This window comes from Brucella sp. RRSP16 (assembly GCF_052246815.1).
In the GTDB taxonomy this organism is placed as follows: domain Bacteria; phylum Pseudomonadota; class Alphaproteobacteria; order Rhizobiales; family Rhizobiaceae; genus Brucella; species Brucella intermedia.
In genome coordinates this window covers 495093-512589 of record NZ_JBQQAM010000001.1, presented here as the reverse complement: position 1 = coordinate 512589, position 17497 = coordinate 495093, and the positions used below count along the sequence as shown (strand labels likewise).

The window sequence follows — 17497 nt, the reverse complement described above, 5'->3', positions numbered from 1 at the left end:
TGGGGACTTTATGCAGGAACTTCTCGAACAGCTTGAATCCCGACGGGCGGAAGCCCGCCTCGGCGGCGGTCAGCGCCGCGTCGACGCGCAACACGCCAAAGGCAAGCTCACTGCTCGCGAAAGGATCGAAGTGCTTCTCGACGATGGATCGTTCGAGGAGTTCGACATGTATGTCACCCATCGCTGCGTCGATTTCGGCATGGAAAAGCAGAAAGTCGCTGGCGACGGCGTGGTGACCGGCTGGGGCACGATCAATGGCCGTCAGGTCTATGTGTTCAGCCAGGATTTCACAGTTCTGGGCGGTTCCTTGTCTGAAACGCACGCGCAGAAGATTTGCAAGATCATGGATATGGCCATGAAGAATGGTGCGCCGGTCATTGGGCTCAACGATTCCGGTGGCGCGCGCATTCAAGAAGGTGTCGCATCGCTCGCAGGCTATGCCGACGTGTTCAAGCGCAACGTGGATGCTTCCGGCGTAGTTCCGCAAATTTCGGTCATCATGGGGCCATGCGCGGGCGGCGCGGTCTACTCGCCCGCCATGACCGACTTCATCTTCATGGTGCGGGATAGCTCCTATATGTTCGTGACTGGCCCCGACGTGGTCAAGACCGTCACAAATGAAATTGTCACCGCGGAAGAACTAGGCGGCGCCTCCACCCATACCCGAAAATCATCGGTGGCGGACGGCGCTTATGAAAACGATATCGAAGCGCTGGAACAGGTTCGCATTCTTTTCGATTTCCTGCCGCTCAACAATCGAGAAAAGCCGCCCGTGCGTCCGGTCTTCGATGACCCTGCGCGGCTCGAAATGCGGCTCGACACGCTGATCCCGGATAGCGCGACCAAGCCTTACGACATGAAAGAGCTTATCCACGCGCTGGCCGACGAAAGCGACTTCTTTGAAATTCAGGAAGCTTTTGCGAAGAACATCATCACCGGCTTCATCCGCATGGATGGGCAGACCATCGGTGTGGTTGCGAACCAGCCCATGGTTCTTGCCGGCTGCCTCGACATTGATTCATCGCGAAAGGCTGCTCGCTTCGTTCGCTTTTGCGATGCCTTCAATATCCCGATCCTGACCCTTGTCGATGTACCAGGCTTCTTGCCGGGCACAGCCCAGGAATATGGCGGGGTCATCAAGCACGGCGCAAAGCTGCTTTTTGCCTACGCCCAGGCGACCGTTCCCATGGTTACGCTTATTACCCGCAAGGCCTATGGTGGGGCTTATGATGTGATGGCCTCGAAACATATCGGCGCCGACATCAATTATGCCTGGCCCACGGCAGAAATCGCTGTAATGGGCGCCAAAGGCGCGACGGAAATCCTCTATCGTTCAGAACTGGGCGACATTGAGAAAATCGCCGCGCGCACGAAGGAATATGAAGAGCGTTTCGCCAATCCGTTCAAAGCTGCCGAACGCGGCTTCATCGACGAAGTCATCATGCCGCATTCATCGCGTCGCCGCATTGCACGGGCTTTTGCAAGCCTGCGCAACAAGAGCCAAAGCACGCCGTGGAAAAAGCACGACACCATTCCTCTTTGAGTAGATGCCCATGATCAAGAAAATTCTCATTGCCAATCGCGGCGAAATCGCTTGCCGGGTCATCAAGACGGCAAAGAAGATGGGCATCGCGACGGTTGCCGTTTATTCCGACGCCGACCGCAATGCGCTCCATGTCAAAATGGCCGATGAAGCAGTCCATATCGGACCAGCGCCGTCCAATCAGTCCTATATCGTCATTGATAAAATTCTGGCCGCCATCAAGGAAACCGGGGCCGATGCCGTGCATCCGGGCTACGGCTTCCTTTCGGAAAACCCGCGTTTTGCCGAAGCCCTGAAAGCCGCCAACGTCACTTTTATCGGCCCGCCGGTAAAAGCAATTGATGCCATGGGCGACAAGATCACCTCCAAGAAGCTTGCGGCCGAAGCCGGTGTTTCCACCGTGCCCGGGCATATGGGCTTGATCGAGGACGCAGACGAAGCCGTCAAAATCGCTGGCAGCATCGGCTATCCGGTGATGATCAAGGCTTCTGCTGGCGGTGGCGGCAAGGGCATGCGCATCGCATGGAACGACGATGAGGCTCGCGAAGGCTTCCAGCTTTCACGCAATGAGGCGAAATCCTCCTTCGGCGACGACCGCATATTCATTGAAAAATTCGTCACCCAGCCACGCCATATCGAAATTCAGGTTCTGGGCGACCAGCACGGCAACGTCGTCTATCTGGGCGAACGTGAATGTTCGATTCAGCGCCGCAACCAGAAGGTCATCGAAGAAGCCCCCTCGCCGTTCCTGGATGAAGCCACCCGCAAAGCCATGGGTGAGCAGGCTGTGGCTTTGGCAAAAGCCGTTGGATATTTTTCGGCAGGCACGGTGGAATTCATTATCGATGGTAACCGGAACTTCTATTTCCTTGAAATGAATACGCGTTTGCAGGTCGAGCACCCGGTGACGGAACTCATCACCGGCATTGATCTCGTGGAAGAAATGATCCGCGTAGCATCCGGTGAAAAGCTCCGCTTCAGCCAGAGCGACGTGAAGCTGAACGGCTGGGCGATGGAAAGCCGCCTCTATGCCGAAGATCCCTATCGCAACTTCCTGCCTTCAATCGGCAGGCTGACCCGTTATCGACCGCCGGTCGAAGGCCGCAACTCGGATGGCACAATCGTTCGTAACGATACCGGCGTATTCGAGGGCGGGGAAATCTCGATGTATTATGACCCGATGATCGCAAAGCTCTGCACGTGGGGGCCGGACCGCGCCAGCGCTGTCGACGCGATGGGAGATGCGCTAGACGCATTCGAGGTTGAAGGCATCGGCCATAATCTGCCCTTCCTGTCGGCTGTGATGGATCATCCACGCTTCCGCGAAGGCGCGCTCACCACCGCATTCATTGCCGAGGAATACCCGGACGGCTTTACTGGTGTGCCCGTTTCGGAAGACGACGCACGCATACTTGCTGCGGTAGCCGCACAGATCAATCTGGCGATAGAACAACGCAACGCGCAAATCTCCGGGCGGCTTTCCAGCGACCAGCAATCGGTGGCCACCGACTGGGTAGCGACGCTCGGCGGCTTTGCCTTGCCGGTGCGTATCGCAGAAGGCGAAGGCGGGACAACAATCAATTTCGTGGATGGCGGCAGCCTGCCTGTTGCCAGTGACTGGCATCCCGGCAGTCATCTGGGCTCATTCACCGTTGGCAGCAAGCCGATTGCCATCAAGGTTTCACGCTCCGGAACTGGCTGGCGGCTTCGCTGGCGCGGCATGGACGTTGTTGCCCACGTTCGCAAGCCGCGCATAGCCGAACTTGCAAAGCTCATGCCCGTGAAACTCCCCCCGGACACCTCAAAGATGCTGCTCTGTCCGATGCCGGGCGTCATCACGTCCATCCTCGTCGGGCAAGGCGATACGGTCGAAGCCGGGCAGCCGCTCGCCACGGTAGAGGCCATGAAGATGGAAAACGTGCTGCGTGCCGAACGCCGTGCTACCGTAAAGCGCATCACAGCGGAAGCAGGTGCAAGCCTCGCTGTCGATGAGCTGATCATGGAATTCGAGTGAGGTTCGATATGAGCGAGCGCCCCACCACCCGCGCAGACTGGGAAACCTTGGCTGAAAAGGAATTGAAGCGGCCAGCAGACAGCTTGATCTGGCACACGCCCGAAGGGATTGACGTCAAACCGCTCTATACCGAAGACGACCTGAAAGGGATCGGTCATCTGGGCACCTTGCCTGGTTTCGAGCCTTTTGTTCGCGGCCCGCGTGCCACCATGTATGCGGGTCGTCCCTGGACAATCCGGCAATATGCGGGATTCTCGACGGCGGAAGAATCCAATGCATTCTATCGCAAGGCTCTCGCCGCCGGTCAGCAGGGCGTTTCGGTCGCCTTCGATCTCGCCACCCATCGCGGCTACGACAGTGATCACCCACGCGTGGAAGGCGATGTCGGCAAGGCTGGCGTGGCGATCGATTCCGTCGAGGACATGAAGATCCTTTTCGACGGCATTCCGCTTGAAAAAATCTCTGTTTCGATGACGATGAATGGCGCGGTGATCCCGATCCTCGCCAATTTCATCGTCGCGGGTGAGGAACAGGGCGTGCCGCGTGCGCAACTCTCCGGTACGATCCAGAACGACATTCTCAAGGAGTTCATGGTTCGCAATACCTATATCTATCCGCCGGAACCATCCATGCGGATTATTGCGGATATTATCGCCTATACGGCAACCGAAATGCCGAAATTCAACTCGATTTCCATTTCCGGGTACCACATGCAAGAGGCAGGCGCGACGCTGGTTCAGGAACTGGCCTTCACGCTTGCCGATGGGCGCGAATATGTACGCGCTGCGCTCAATAAGGGCTTGAATGTCGATGAATTTGCGGGGCGTTTATCCTTCTTTTTCGCCATTGGCATGAATTTCTTCATGGAAATTGCCAAGCTGCGCGCCGCGCGCCTGCTCTGGTCACGCATCATGAAGGAATTCGATCCGAAGAAGCCCGGCTCGCTGATGCTGCGCACACATTGCCAGACTTCCGGCGTTTCGCTTCAGGAACAGGACCCCTACAACAACATCGTCCGCACGGCCTTCGAAGCCATGTCGGCCGCATTGGGCGGAACGCAGTCTCTGCACACCAATTCCTTCGATGAAGCCATTGCTTTGCCAACGGAATTCTCCGCCCGCATTGCTCGCAACACGCAGCTCATCCTCCAGAATGAAACCGGCGTGACCAAAGTGGTCGATCCGTTGGCGGGGTCTTATTACATCGAAAACCTCACCAATGAGCTTGCCGAAAAGGCTTGGGCCTTGATTGAGGAGGTCGAGAAACTCGGTGGCATGACCAAGGCCGTCGAAAGCGGACTGCCTAAACGTCTCATCGAGGAAGCGGCCACCAAACGGCAAGCGGCAGTCGATAAGGGCGAGGAAGTCATTGTCGGCGTCAACAAATTTCGGCTGGAGCAGGAAGACGAAATCGACATTCTGGAGATCGACAATTCGGCCGTTCGCCAGTCGCAGATTGCGCGTCTCAACCGTATCAAGGAAACGCGCAACAAGGCAAAGGTCGAAGCCGCACTTGCAGAACTGCAAAGGGTCGCCGAGACCGGCGAAGGCAACCTCCTCGCTGCCGCAGTCGAAGCCTCTCGTGCGCGCGCCAGCGTCGGAGAAATTTCCGACGCCATGCGCCGCGCATTCGGCGATCACGCCGCCGTTCCGAAGGTCGTCAACAGAGTTTACGGCTCAGCCTATGAGAACGAACCGGAATATCAAACGCTGGTTGACCGGCTGGGCGATTTTTCAAAACAGATCGGTGAAAAGCCAAAGGTGATGGTAGCCAAGCTCGGCCAGGATGGCCATGATCGTGGCGCCAAAATTATTGCCTCGGCATTCGGTGATATAGGCTTCGAGGTGCTGGCTGGTCCGCTGTTCCAAACGCCCGACGAAGCCGCTGCCATGGCAATCAAGGCGAAGGTGCACGTTCTGGGAGTTTCATCGCTCGCAGCCGGTCACAAGACACTTCTGCCCCAGCTTGTGGACGCACTGCGCAAAAAAGGGGCGGAGAATATCATCGTGGTCTGCGGCGGTGTCGTTCCGCGTCAGGATTATCAGTATCTGTTCGATCATGGAGTGGCAGCGGTGTTTGGACCGGGCTCCAATGTGCTCGACTGCGCCCGTGCAGTGCTCGACCTGATGGAAGGTAAGCGCCGCAATCTTTGAGTATTATCAGTTAGATATATTGATTGCAGGACTCATTTTCTGAACTACTTCAGAAGCCGGGCGAACAGCCCGGCTTCTTGCTTGCAGCCATCTTTCAATCTTTCGGCCCGGTAAAACCTGCAATCGTTGAACCAGTTACGGAGACCGGATCGCTAGCGGGAAACGTGTCCTCCAAACCTTCATCTAGCTGGCGTTCGAGCTCAGCCCGATCGCCGGCACGGCGGGCGCTTGGACGCGTCACAAAACTGCCCGGCTCGATACCGCATTCCGTACATGCAACCCCAAGAGCCTCACCCAGCTTCATGGCAGCGCGCCGCAGTACTTCATCGCGTGCCAATTCTGCGTCTGTCTCATTCTCCACCTTGACAGTGATCTTCTCTTCGCCCTCGGTGACGAATTCCACCATATAGAGCTTGAAGCCCCCCACCGAGCTGATGCGGGTTTCAACAATTTCCATCGGCTAACCTCCGCGTTTTCTATGCAGGGGAAACGTTGAGCGGCGCGTGAAGGTTCCCTGCCTCATGCGATTGCGGAACCGCGCCCCTCCATTGAGCGTTTCATGTCAGCCATTTTGGAGGTTTAGATGTCACAGTTCTTCACAAAGCTCAGCGAAAAAGCTGCCGAACTTGCAGGTCATTACCTGGCGTTCGTCTTGGCGAGTTTGTTCATTATCATATGGGGCGTCACCGGCCCCCTGTTTAACTTCTCGGACACGTGGCAACTTGTGGTGAATACGTCGACCACCATAATCACATTTCTGATGGTCTTTCTTATCCAGAATGCGCAGAATCGCGAAGCGAGTGCGACCCAGGCCAAACTTGATGAAATCCTGACTATCGTCTCTACGACCAAGATCGAGACAATCGGTGCGGAACATCTGCCCCTCAATGAGTTGAAGCTGCTTTTACAACGGTTTGAAGAGCAAAGCGAAGCCGTCCACGCCGAGGAGCAGAAATGAGGAGCCTATCTTTCCATTCTGGCGGCCGCGCCTATATTCCACCGAGAAAATCCCATCGTTAGCAGAAAGGATGTCCCATGGCCGTCACCAGAAAGCAGGAAGCGCGTGCCCTCAATGCCGACGAAAAAGAACTGGTCGAAAAATCGCACCATCCTTTTTTGCAAAACGTTCCCGATGAAGAACTTGGCCATCTGGCGAAACTAGTCCGCGAACGCCGCAAGAAGGCCCGCGATCAGGCCCATCAGCGCAGGCGCGAAATGCGCGGAAAGGCAGCGGCTCGCGGAGCCACTCCTTCCAAGGCCGACGAAGGCTCGCATCTCAAAGTTTCCGTTTTGGCCATGGCAGTGCGTCGTATCAACACGGAAGTTGAACGTCGGCGCCGCATGGCGGCCAGTGCCCAATTGATTGCCAATGCCCGTAAAGCGCTCGCGGCCAAGGAAGCAAACGAAAAGAAGGGCAAGGACTTCAACACGCGCCACGCACTGCAAGGCATGCGTAACATTCCGAACGAAAAATACGACAGCCTCGTCCGTCCGGCGGAACGTGGGCGGTTACGGAAGGCTGCAAGCGTAGCGCAGGCCAAGAAGGATGCCCGCCAGAAGGAAGCGGATTAAGCACGTTTCTCGTTACAGCATTTCCAGCGCCGTCTTTCGGGACGGCGGCGAGAAAGTCTGGTCCAGACGTTTCAAATGATCGTCGGAAAGCCGCAACTCAGCGGCTTTTCTGTTATCCCGGACATGATGCGGGTTGGACGACTTTGGAATTGCAATGACATTGCCGCTGCGCATCGTCCAGGCAAGCGCGACCGAAGCCGGGGTTCCGCCTGTCTCGCCTGCAATTTCGGCCAAGACTGGATCATCCAGCAATCGTCCCTGTTCAATTGGCGAATAAGCCATCAGCGGAATTTTTCGCTCTACACACCACGGCATCAGGTCGAATTCGGGTCCGCGCCGCGTCAAATTATAGAGTATCTGGTTCGTGGCGACCTCCATGCCGCTCGCGATACTGGCGAGTTCTTTCATGTCGTCCATGTCGAAATTGCTCACGCCCCAGCTCGCGATCTTGCCTGCATGTTTCAGGTGTTCGAAAGCCGCGACAGTCTCTTCCAGTGGATAGCGCCCACGCCAGTGCAGAAGGTAGAGATCGATACGCCCGGTACGGAGCCGCTTCAGGCTTCTTTCACAGGCCTTGATGGTACCCTTCCGTGACGCGTTGAACGGCAGCACCTTGCTGACGAGGAATACATCGTCCCGCCGACCTGAGACCGCTTCCCCGACCACGTCCTCCGCCTCGCCGTCTGCATACATTTCCGCCGTATCGATCAGCGTCATTCCCAGATCGATACCACTCCTCAGCGCTTCGATTTCATGGCGGCGTTGTGCGCTGTCCTCGCCCATATACCAGGTGCCCTGCCCGAGCGCCGGAACCGCCTGTCCCGATGGAAGAGTAATCCGTGGTATGGTTCCGGTCATGGCATTTCCCCTGTGAGACGATCATGGCCATGATCGTCACCTGGCCGCAAAATTCAAGACCTTGGGAGAGATCAGGCGAAATGCAGACCGAAGCCCTGCATGAGCCTGCGAATGGCGTAATCCGGATTCTCCGAGGTCACCACCGCCAGATCGTTGTGATGATGCAGTTCCTCGTCGACTCGACGCGGTTTCAGCAAAGAAACGGTACGCCGGGCAATCGCTTCGGCCGGATCGAGCCAATCAACCGGCCATGGCGCCAGGCGCCGAAACACATTGGCAAGAAACGGATAATGCGTACAAGCCAGAACAACAATGTCGGTCCGGTTGCCATCCTGTTCAATGAAACAGGGGGCAATCTGTTCCACGACCAGCGCTTCGTCGATCGTCTCACCACGAATATGCGCTTCCGCTACTGCCGCAAGCTGGTCAGCACCGACGAGACGAACATGGCACTGGGAAGCAAAGGATTGAATGAGATCGCGCGTATAGGCCCGCCTGACGGTGCCGGGGGTGGCCAGCACGGAAACAAGGCCTGACGAGGTTCTTTCGGCGGCTGGCTTGATCGCCGGTACGGTTCCCACGAATGGCACCGCAGGATAGGCGTTCCGTAAGTCGTCCAACACCAGCGTGGAGGCGGTATTGCAGGCGATGACCGCAATTTCAGGATCATAGTCGGCAATGAGCTTGCCAAACAGTTGGACTATTCTCGCCCTCAACGCATCCTCTTCCCATCCGCCATAGGGAAATCCGGCATCGTCCGCGACATAGACGAAACGGCGATCCGGCATCAGCACCCGCGCTTCCCGCAAGACCGTCAGCCCTCCAATGCCGCTGTCGAAAACCAGAATCGGTCTTTCGGCGTCGGCGGAAGGCGCGGCAGAGAAGCTCACAGCGGGTGCGTTTTTCATTCGTCCTTGACCTTTGTTGCCGGAGCCTCGGTCGCGGGCTTGCGCGCACGCCCATCCGGAGCACCCGAACCACGCGGCTTTTTCGGCGAGAACACATCGAGCGACGTGATGACGCCGCGCAGAAGTTTCAGCTCTGCTGATGCGAAACCGGCGCGGGTCAGCACTGCCCGCAGATTATTGACCATGATTTCCTTGCGGGCTTCCGGACGGAAATAGCCACGCACATCAAGGGCTTCTTCGAGATGGTTGAAGAGTCCCTGCAATTCCTGCTTCGGCGCCAGCTCAAGTTCCGGCCCACGGAATACCGTCTCCGTTTCGTTCTCAAGACCCGATTTCATCCACTCATAGGACATGAGCAGGACAGCTTGCGCGATATTCAGCGATGCAAAGGCTGGATTGACCGGGAATGTCACCAGTTCGTCCGCAAGTCCCACTTCCTCGTTGCTGAGGCCGAAGCGCTCACGGCCGAACAGGATACCTGTTTTTTCGCCAGTTCTAAAACGACGGCGCAACTCACCACCGGCTTCCACGGCGCTGCGAACCTGCTTGAAACCGTCGCGTTCGCGAGCCGTCGTTGCATAGACGAAATTGAGATCAGCGATAGCGGAAGGCAGGTCGTCATAAACCACAGCATTGTCGATCACATGATCGGCCTTGCTCGCTGCGGCCCTCGCCTTCTCGCTCGGGAATTCCTCGCGGGGATTGACCAGACGCAGTTCTGCCAGTCCGAAATTGGCCATGGCGCGCGCCACCATGCCGATATTCTCCGGCAATTGCGGTTCTACCAGAACGATTGCTGGTCCTTCCGCGAGTATGGGGCGCTGTTTATCTGTTCCTGCCATGATGTTTTCCGCTGTGCTATAAAATCGTGGCGCTTCCCTGACATAATTGACGCTGAATCGCAAAGATTCCCCTTACATGTCCGGGTGAAAAGCCTGTGTAGTAGCCCGATAACACCTATCTTCCGCCCATTTGTGCCAGACTGTCGCCACCAGATACAGGATCAAGGGAGGAAACTATGTCGGGTAAGAAAATACTGATGCTTTGCGGCGACTTCGGTGAGGACTATGAAACTATGGTCCCGTTCCAGACGTTGCTGACTGTTGGCCATACGGTTCATGCGGTCTGCCCTGGCAAGAAAGCCGGGGACCATATCGCGACAGCCATTCATGATTTTGAGGGCCACCAGACCTATACGGAAAAGCCGGGCCATAACTTCACCCTCAATGCAACCTTCTCCGAAGTGAAACCGGATAGCTATGACGCGCTTGTCATTCCCGGTGGCCGGGCGCCGGAATATCTGCGTCTCGACGACAAGGTTATCGCCGTGGTGAGACATTTCTTCGAGGCGAACAAGCCCGTTGCAGCGGTCTGCCACGGCGCACAACTGCTCGCCGCAGCGCGCGTTCTGGAAGGCCGCACCTGTTCGGCCTATCCGGCTTGCCGGCCGGAAGTCGAACTCGCCGGCGGCACCTATGCCGATATTCCGGTCGATCAGGCCGTTACGGATGGCAATCTCGTCACCTCGCCTGCGTGGCCTGCCCATCCGGCCTGGCTGGCACAGTTCCTCACAGTCCTCGGCACCAGGATCACCCACAGCTGATCGCGCTGCCCCGCCCGTACCCGACACGGTTGCAGGCGGGGTAAAACTGCGCGACAGTAAGTCTGGGAGAATGATCCGGAGGAAACCATGTGCAGGCTGTTCATCGGCGCCAATCCTGAACTCTGGCTGAGCGTGACGCGATCGCTGCGCATAGACGGCGTTGTAACAAGCGTTCGCCTTGAAAATTTCTTTTGGTGGGCCTTGGAAGATATTGCGGCGCGCGATGATCTCACTGTCAGTCGCCTCATTGGCAAACTTTATGATGAATCCCGGAATGAAGGCCACGACCTCGATAATTTCGCCTCATTCCTGCGGGTCTGTAGCGGTCGATATCTTTCGCTGCAGCTGAATGGTCTCGTACCCACAGACAGGGCAACTGCCATCTCCACGCTGGATGCGGACGCCATTCTGGCAAGTGAAGAGAAAAACTATCGCCAGCAGCAATCATCTTGGGAGAAGTCTCGCGATAACGACAGGTCGGCTCACCGCGCTGCATGATCGGGTTTGCCTGAAAGACGTTTCGCGCATTTCGCAAAATCTCTCCCGAATTTTTGACCATTCAGATGGTCTATAGGCCAAAGAATAAGCCTCTTACGCTTTGCCTTATTCGCCGTGAGTGCTATACGGGCGCGACGCATTGAAAAAGAGGCTTCATCCATGGCAAAAATCAAGGTTGCGAACCCGGTCGTCGAACTCGACGGCGACGAGATGACCCGCATTATCTGGCAGTTCATCAAGGACAAGCTTATCCATCCTTACCTCGACATCGATCTGAAATATTACGATCTGTCGGTTGAGAACCGCGATGCGACCAACGATCAGGTCACCATCGATGCAGCCAATGCCATCAAGGAACATGGCGTCGGCGTGAAGTGCGCAACCATCACGCCTGACGAAGCGCGCGTTGAAGAATTCAAGCTCAAGAAAATGTGGAAGTCGCCAAACGGCACCATCCGCAACATTCTGGGCGGCGTGATCTTCCGCGAGCCGATCATCTGCAAGAACGTACCGCGTCTGGTGCCGGGTTGGACCCAGCCGATCATCGTTGGCCGCCACGCATTCGGCGACCAGTACCGCGCGACGGATTTCAAGTTCCCCGGCAAAGGCACGCTGACGATCAAGTTCGTTGGTGAAGATGGTGAAACCATCGAACACGAAGTCTATCAGGCTCCTTCGGCTGGCGTGGCTCTTGCCATGTACAACCTCGACGAATCGATCCGCGAGTTCGCCCGCGCTTCGTTCAACTATGGCCTGCAGCGCGGCTATCCGGTCTATCTCTCCACGAAGAACACCATCCTGAAAGCCTATGACGGCCGCTTCAAGGATATCTTCCAGGAAGTCTTCGACGCAGAATTCAAGTCGAAGTTCGAAGAAAAGAAGATCTGGTACGAACACCGCCTCATCGACGACATGGTCGCTTCGGCACTCAAGTGGTCGGGCGGCTACGTCTGGGCATGTAAGAACTATGATGGCGACGTTCAGTCGGACATCGTGGCACAGGGCTTCGGCTCGCTCGGCCTGATGACCTCCGTTCTGATGACGCCGGATGGCAAGACCGTTGAAGCTGAAGCTGCCCACGGCACCGTCACCCGTCACTACCGCCAGCATCAGAAGGGCGAGGAAACCTCGACCAACTCGATCGCTTCGATCTTCGCATGGACCCGCGGTCTTGCCCACCGTGCCAAGCTTGACGACAATGCCGAGCTGAAGCGTTTTGCCGACACGTTGGAAAAGGTCTGCGTGGACACCGTTGAAAGCGGCTTCATGACCAAGGATCTGGCGCTGCTCATCGGTCCGGATCAGCCTTGGCTTTCCACCACGGGTTTCCTCGACAAGATCGATGAAAACCTCAAGAAGGCAATGGCCGCCTGATCGGGTATTCGACCAATTCTCGATATGCAGAACCTGGCAGCGTCGCTGCCGGGTTTTTTCATTTCCTTTTCAAGGGAAAAAGCGCATCCTGCCACCTTTTACAGGGAGGATGAAATGGCTGAGTTGAAGCTCTATACCAACCCGATGTCGCGCGGACGTATCGCGCGCTGGATGCTGGAAGAGATCGGCAAACCCTACGATGTGGAAATACTGGATTTCGGCCCGCCGATGAAAGGCCCTGACTACTGCACGATCAACCCCATGGGAAAAGTGCCGGCCCTGCGTCACGGCGATGCGGTGGTAACGGAAGTGGCGGCGATCTGCGCTTATCTCGCAACGACATTTCCCGAAGCCGGTCTGGCGCCGCATCCGAATGAGCGTGCAAATTTCTTCCGCTGGCTGTTCTTTACGTCCGGCCCCGTCGAAGCTGCACTTTCCAACCATGCGCTCGGCGTTGAAATCCCCGTCGACAAGCAGGGAATGGTCGGCTACGGCAATTACGACACAGTGGTCAACACTTTGGAGAAAGCCGTCTCACAGCATCCATATATCACCGGCGACCGTTTCACCGCAGCTGACGTTTACGTCGGTTCACACGTAGGATGGGGCTTGCGCTTCGGCACGCTGCCCGCCCGGGGAGCATTTGTGGCCTATTGGGACCGGTTGAAGGATCGCCCAGCGATGAAACGAGCCACTGAACTGGACGAAGCTGCCGCTGCCGCCACACAACATTAATACTGAATCGCTGGCTGTTCAGGTCACGTGATCTGGCCAGCCAGTTCAAATGTCCGCGAAAATGCCTGCGATCCTTTGGGCGAGAAAGCAATGACCCGCCCCGCTTCGCGACGTGCCCACCCTTGCGAAATAAAATGGTTCAGGAGCGCCGCGCCCAGTGCTCCGCCAAGATGGTTGCGGCGTTCGCTCCAGTCGAGGCAATGGCGGCAGACCGGACGCTTGCCCTGCTCCAGGGTGGTGACATTCACACCAAGACAGTTGAAAAACGATTTGCCCTTCTCGGTCAGCATCGGCTCGCCATCGTCGGCAATGAGACCAAGTCTATGCGACGCATCGAGCATCTCGACGCCACGTTCACCCGCCAGATGATCGTAGCAGATGCGCGCCTTGCGTAACGCCTGATCTTTCGGGCCGGTCCGCACCCGCACGGCGCCGGTGCGTTGCGCGAGTCCCATTAGTCCTTCCAGAACCTGCGCAACATCCGTTCCTGAAAGGCGGAAATAGCGATGCCGTCCCTGCTTCTCCGCAACCAGCAGATTAGCAGCATCAAGTTTTGCAAGGTGCCCGCTGGCCGTTTGCAATGTCACACCTGCCGCAGACGCAAGCTCACTGACTGTCAGTGCGCGGCCGTCCATCAGCGCCGTGAGCATGTTTGCACGCGCAGGGTCACCAAGCAGTGCGGCAACGGAAGCTATGATCGGACCATCCTTCATACTTCGATGCTAGCCGAACTATAGAGATAATTCAATTGCTACATTGTCAGCATCGAAGACAGGCATTTGAAGGAGACACGCATGATTACCTGTTTCATCCGCTATCAGATCGACCCGTTCAAGGCGGATGCCTTTGCTGAATATGCACGCAACTGGGGACAGGCGATTCCGCGATGCGGCGCCAATCTCATTGGGTATTTCGGACCACATGAGGGTTCGTCAACGACAGCATATGGCGTCTATTCAATCGAAAATCTTGCCGCTTACGAAGCCTACCGAGCTCGGCTTGCTTCCGATCCACTGGGACGCGAGAATTATGAATTTGCGCGCCGGGAGCAATTCATCCGGTCAGAGGATCGCATCTTCCTGAAACTTCAATCCGCACCGCATGGGGAGTTTATCAAGCCATGATTGCAGTCATATTCGAAGTCTGGCCGGCTGATGAGGCCAAGCGCGGCCAATATCTCGATATTGCAGCAAGCCTGCGCGACGATCTTTCCAGAATCGACGGCTTCCTGTCGATAGAGCGTTTTCAAAGCCTTGCCGATCCGGACAAGTTGCTCTCGCTTTCGTTCTGGCGCGACGAAGAAGCCGTGCGCGAATGGCGCAACTTGCCGTCCCACCGACTGGCACAGGGACAGGGCCGCAAGGTCGTTTTCGAGAACTATCGCTTACGTGTGGCCAACGTCATGCGCGATTATGGCCTCGATGATCGTATCGAGGTCCCCGAAGACAGCCGTTCAGCGCATGCTGCATAAGGAAAAGCCGGGCACTGCCCGGCTTCTCTATTTCTGTTTTCGGCCCTAACCGATCAGCGCCTTGACCGCAGCGATTGCATCAGCCGCTTTTGCACCATCCGGGCCACCGGCCTGGGCCATATCCGGGCGACCGCCGCCGCCTGCACCGCCAAGGGCTGCGGAAGCGGCCCGAACCAGATCGACCGCGCTGAACCGACCAAGCAGATCTTCCGTGACCGCCGCTACTGCGCTGGCTTTGTCGTCTTCGCCGACACCAATAAACAGCACGACGCCGGAACCGACCTGCTTCTTGCCTTCATCAGCAAGCGGCTTCAGATCACGCGGAGAAACGCCGGTAACAATCTTGCCGAGGAAATTGACGCCATTCACGGCTTCAACTGCACTGCCCCCGTCCGCCGAGCCGCCGCCAAGTGCAAGCTTCTTGCGGGCATCAGCAAGTTCACGCTCCAGCTTCTTGCGTTCATCGAGCAGTGCGTTGACCCGTTCCAGCACTTCAGACGGTGTCGTCTTCAATGCACCGGCGATGGCCTTTACGCGTTCGTCCTGCTCTTCGAGATAGAGGCGTGCAGCCTCACCCGTCAGCGCTTCCATGCGGCGAACGCCAGCGGCGACCGCGCCTTCGGAAACGATACGCACGAGGCCTATATCGCCGGTCTGGCGCACATGCGTGCCGCCACAAAGCTCAACCGAATAGGCTTTGCCTTCCTTCGAGCCGTGTTTGGCGGTGCCCATGGAAACAACGCGCACTTCGTCGCCATATTTCTCACCGAACAGCGCCATGGCGCCTTCGGCAATGGCATCGTCAACGGCCATCAGACGCGTACTGACAGGAGCGTTCTGCAAAATGATCTCGTTGGCAAGGCTTTCAACCTTCGCCAGTTCTTCGGCAGAAATCGGTTTGGGATGCGAGAAATCGAAGCGCAGGCGATCCGGCGCGACGAGGGAACCCTTTTGGGCGACATGGCTGCCGAGCGTTTCACGCAGGGCCTCATGCAGAAGATGCGTTGCCGAATGGTTGGAACGGATACGCGTGCGGCGCGCCGAATCCACTTTCAATTCAACCGCATCGCCGGTCTTGACCGTGCCCGTGGCAACTTCGCCGATGTGAACGAAGACGCCCTCGCCCTTCTTCTGCGTATCCTTGATGGTGATGACAAAACCCTCACCGGAAATCGTGCCGGTATCGCCCTGCTGGCCACCGGATTCTCCGTAGAACGGTGTCTGGTTGACCACCACCGAAACAACCTCGCCTTCAGAAGCCGACTGCACTTCAGCACCGTCGCGCACCAGGGCAGCCACGACACCTTCCGCGCTTTCAGTTTCATAACCGAGGAATTCAGTCGCACCGACCTTATCCTTGATACCGAACCAGATCGTTTCGGTTGCAGCTTCACCGGAACCAGCCCAATTGGCCCGTGCCTCGGCCTTCTGGCGTTCCATGGCCGCGCTGAAACCGTCCGTATCCACGGCAATGCCACGCTGGCGCAGCGCATCCTGCGTCAGATCAAGCGGGAAACCATAGGTGTCGTAAAGCTTGAAAGCAGTTTCACCGTCGAGGCGATCACCTTCAACTAGATTTTCAGTTGCGTCCGACAAAAGGCCAAGCCCGCGATCCAGCGTCTTGCGGAAGCGGGTTTCTTCGAGCTTGAGCGTTTCCGAAATAAGAGCCTCAGCGCGGATCAATTCCGGATAAGCCTGTCCCATTTCGCGGATCAGGGCGGGCAGCAGACGCCACATGAGCGGCTCTTTCGCGCCCAGAAGCTGGGCATGGCGCATCGCGCGGCGCATGATGCGACGCAGCACATAACCACGGCCTTCATTGGATGGCAGAACGCCATCGGCGATCAGGAAGCTCGACGCGCGCAGATGGTCGGCGATCACGCGGTGGCTGGCACGGAATTCGCCGTCAGCCTTCACGCCGGTAGCCTCTTCCGAAGCGCGGATCAATGCCTTGAAGAGATCGATATCGTAATTGTCATGCACACCCTGCAGAACGGCTGCAACACGCTCAAGCCCCATGCCGGTATCGATGGACGGACGCGGCAGATCAATACGCTGTTCAGGCGTGATCTGCTCGAACTGCATGAAAACGAGGTTCCAGATCTCAATGAAACGATCGCCGTCTTCGTCAGCCGATCCGGGAGGTCCACCCCAGATATGGTCGCCATGGTCGAAGAAGATTTCCGAACATGGACCGCAGGGCCCGGTGTCGCCCATGGCCCAGAAATTATCGCTGGTGGCGATGCGGATAATACGGTCGTCGGAAAGACCGGCGATCTTCTTCCAGTAATTCGCTGCGTCGTCGTCCGTATGATAAACGGTGACAAGGAGTTTGTCCTTCGGAAGACCGAATTCCTTGGTGATCAGGTTCCAGGCGAAGCTGATGGCTTCGTCTTTGAAATAGTCGCCGAACGAGAAATTGCCCAGCATTTCAAAGAAAGTATGGTGACGCGCCGTATAGCCGACATTGTCCAGATCGTTGTGCTTCCCGCCGGCGCGAACGCATTTCTGTGACGTCGTGGCGCGATTATAGGAGCGATGTTCGAGGCCGGTAAAGACATTCTTGAACTGCACCATCCCCGCATTAGTGAACATGAGCGTCGGATCGTTACGCGGAACGAGCGGGCTCGATGGAACGACCTCATGTCCGTTCTTGCGGAAATAATCGAGGAATGTGGACCTAATCTCGTTGACGCCAGCCATAAGTCACCTTTGGGCTTTACTGCCCTGCACGGATACAGCTTTGCAGAAAGCTGCATCGATTATCC

General features: G+C 57.0%; 17 protein-coding genes. 11 read left to right on the top strand and 6 right to left on the bottom strand.

What is annotated here, in order from left to right; translation table 11 throughout:
- The first annotated feature begins 10 nt into the window (after window positions 1-10).
- Genes ACS5UA_RS02450 through scpA form a run of 3 tightly spaced genes read left to right on the top strand, consistent with a single transcriptional unit; the run spans window position 11 to window position 5710 of the window.
- The gene (locus ACS5UA_RS02450) at window positions 11-1543 is read left to right on the top strand and encodes an acyl-CoA carboxylase subunit beta (RefSeq protein WP_443101127.1); all 1533 of its coding nucleotides are present in this window, start codon (window positions 11-13) and stop codon (window positions 1541-1543) included.
- Between the two features lie 10 nt (window positions 1544-1553).
- The gene (locus ACS5UA_RS02445; RefSeq protein ID WP_021585263.1) at window positions 1554-3557 is read left to right on the top strand and encodes an acetyl-CoA carboxylase biotin carboxylase subunit; all 2004 of its coding nucleotides are present in this window, start codon (window positions 1554-1556) and stop codon (window positions 3555-3557) included.
- Between the two features lie 8 nt (window positions 3558-3565).
- Complete coding sequence (scpA, locus tag ACS5UA_RS02440; protein ID WP_021585264.1) at window positions 3566-5710, top strand: methylmalonyl-CoA mutase; 2145 nt, start codon at window positions 3566-3568, stop codon at window positions 5708-5710.
- A gap of 94 nt (window positions 5711-5804) precedes the next feature.
- Here scpA and ACS5UA_RS02435 read toward each other — a convergent pair whose 3' ends face one another.
- Entirely contained in the window at window positions 5805-6167 is a 363-nt protein-coding gene (locus tag ACS5UA_RS02435; RefSeq protein ID WP_021585265.1) for a hypothetical protein, read from the bottom strand.
- A 126-nt stretch (window positions 6168-6293) separates the two neighbouring features.
- On the opposite strand from ACS5UA_RS02435, the gene ACS5UA_RS02430 reads away from it, so the two are divergent.
- Entirely contained in the window at window positions 6294-6668 is a 375-nt protein-coding gene (locus ACS5UA_RS02430) for a low affinity iron permease family protein (protein WP_021585266.1), read from the top strand.
- A gap of 77 nt (window positions 6669-6745) precedes the next feature.
- Window positions 6746-7282, top strand: coding sequence for a hypothetical protein (locus tag ACS5UA_RS02425; protein ID WP_021585267.1), 537 nt, complete (start codon window positions 6746-6748; stop codon window positions 7280-7282).
- Between the two features lie 12 nt (window positions 7283-7294).
- Here ACS5UA_RS02425 and ACS5UA_RS02420 read toward each other — a convergent pair whose 3' ends face one another.
- The 3 genes from ACS5UA_RS02420 to ACS5UA_RS02410 form a co-directional block, all read right to left on the bottom strand.
- Window positions 7295-8140, bottom strand: a complete 846-nt coding sequence (locus ACS5UA_RS02420; RefSeq protein ID WP_021585268.1) for an aldo/keto reductase — start codon at window positions 8138-8140, stop codon at window positions 7295-7297.
- A 71-nt stretch (window positions 8141-8211) separates the two neighbouring features.
- Window positions 8212-9048, bottom strand: coding sequence for a glutamate racemase (murI, locus tag ACS5UA_RS02415; protein WP_021585269.1), 837 nt, complete (start codon window positions 9046-9048; stop codon window positions 8212-8214).
- Complete coding sequence (locus ACS5UA_RS02410) at window positions 9045-9890, bottom strand: RNA methyltransferase (RefSeq protein ID WP_021585270.1); 846 nt, start codon at window positions 9888-9890, stop codon at window positions 9045-9047. The genes murI and ACS5UA_RS02410 overlap by 4 nt, the downstream gene beginning before the upstream one ends.
- 176 nt (window positions 9891-10066) lie before the next feature.
- Here ACS5UA_RS02410 and ACS5UA_RS02405 point away from each other — a divergent pair, with 176 nt between their 5' ends.
- From ACS5UA_RS02405 to ACS5UA_RS02390, 4 genes are all read left to right on the top strand, one after another.
- Window positions 10067-10651, top strand: coding sequence for a DJ-1/PfpI family protein (locus ACS5UA_RS02405; protein ID WP_021585271.1), 585 nt, complete (start codon window positions 10067-10069; stop codon window positions 10649-10651).
- Between the two features lie 87 nt (window positions 10652-10738).
- The gene (locus tag ACS5UA_RS02400; RefSeq protein WP_021585272.1) at window positions 10739-11149 is read left to right on the top strand and encodes a ribbon-helix-helix domain-containing protein; all 411 of its coding nucleotides are present in this window, start codon (window positions 10739-10741) and stop codon (window positions 11147-11149) included.
- A gap of 159 nt (window positions 11150-11308) precedes the next feature.
- Entirely contained in the window at window positions 11309-12523 is a 1215-nt protein-coding gene (locus ACS5UA_RS02395; protein ID WP_006471635.1) for an NADP-dependent isocitrate dehydrogenase, read from the top strand.
- A gap of 114 nt (window positions 12524-12637) precedes the next feature.
- Window positions 12638-13258, top strand: coding sequence for a glutathione S-transferase family protein (locus ACS5UA_RS02390; RefSeq protein WP_025089489.1), 621 nt, complete (start codon window positions 12638-12640; stop codon window positions 13256-13258).
- A 23-nt stretch (window positions 13259-13281) separates the two neighbouring features.
- Here ACS5UA_RS02390 and ACS5UA_RS02385 read toward each other — a convergent pair whose 3' ends face one another.
- Window positions 13282-13971: an ArsR/SmtB family transcription factor gene (locus ACS5UA_RS02385; RefSeq protein ID WP_021585274.1), complete on the bottom strand. Its 690-nt coding sequence runs from the start codon at window positions 13969-13971 to the stop codon at window positions 13282-13284.
- Window positions 13972-14052: 81 nt separating this feature from the next.
- Between ACS5UA_RS02385 and ACS5UA_RS02380 the strand changes: the two genes are divergently transcribed.
- Both ACS5UA_RS02380 and ACS5UA_RS02375 read left to right on the top strand, forming a co-directional pair.
- A complete protein-coding gene (locus ACS5UA_RS02380) occupies window positions 14053-14382 on the top strand; it encodes an NIPSNAP family protein (RefSeq protein ID WP_021585275.1) in 330 nt (109 codons plus the stop codon).
- Window positions 14379-14729, top strand: a complete 351-nt coding sequence (locus ACS5UA_RS02375; RefSeq protein ID WP_443101126.1) for an antibiotic biosynthesis monooxygenase family protein — start codon at window positions 14379-14381, stop codon at window positions 14727-14729. Before ACS5UA_RS02380 ends, ACS5UA_RS02375 begins: the two co-directional genes overlap by 4 nt.
- A gap of 45 nt (window positions 14730-14774) precedes the next feature.
- Here the strand turns inward: ACS5UA_RS02375 and alaS are convergent, their stop codons facing one another.
- Complete coding sequence (alaS, locus tag ACS5UA_RS02370) at window positions 14775-17432, bottom strand: alanine--tRNA ligase (protein WP_021585277.1); 2658 nt, start codon at window positions 17430-17432, stop codon at window positions 14775-14777.
- Window positions 17433-17497 lie beyond the last annotated feature (65 nt).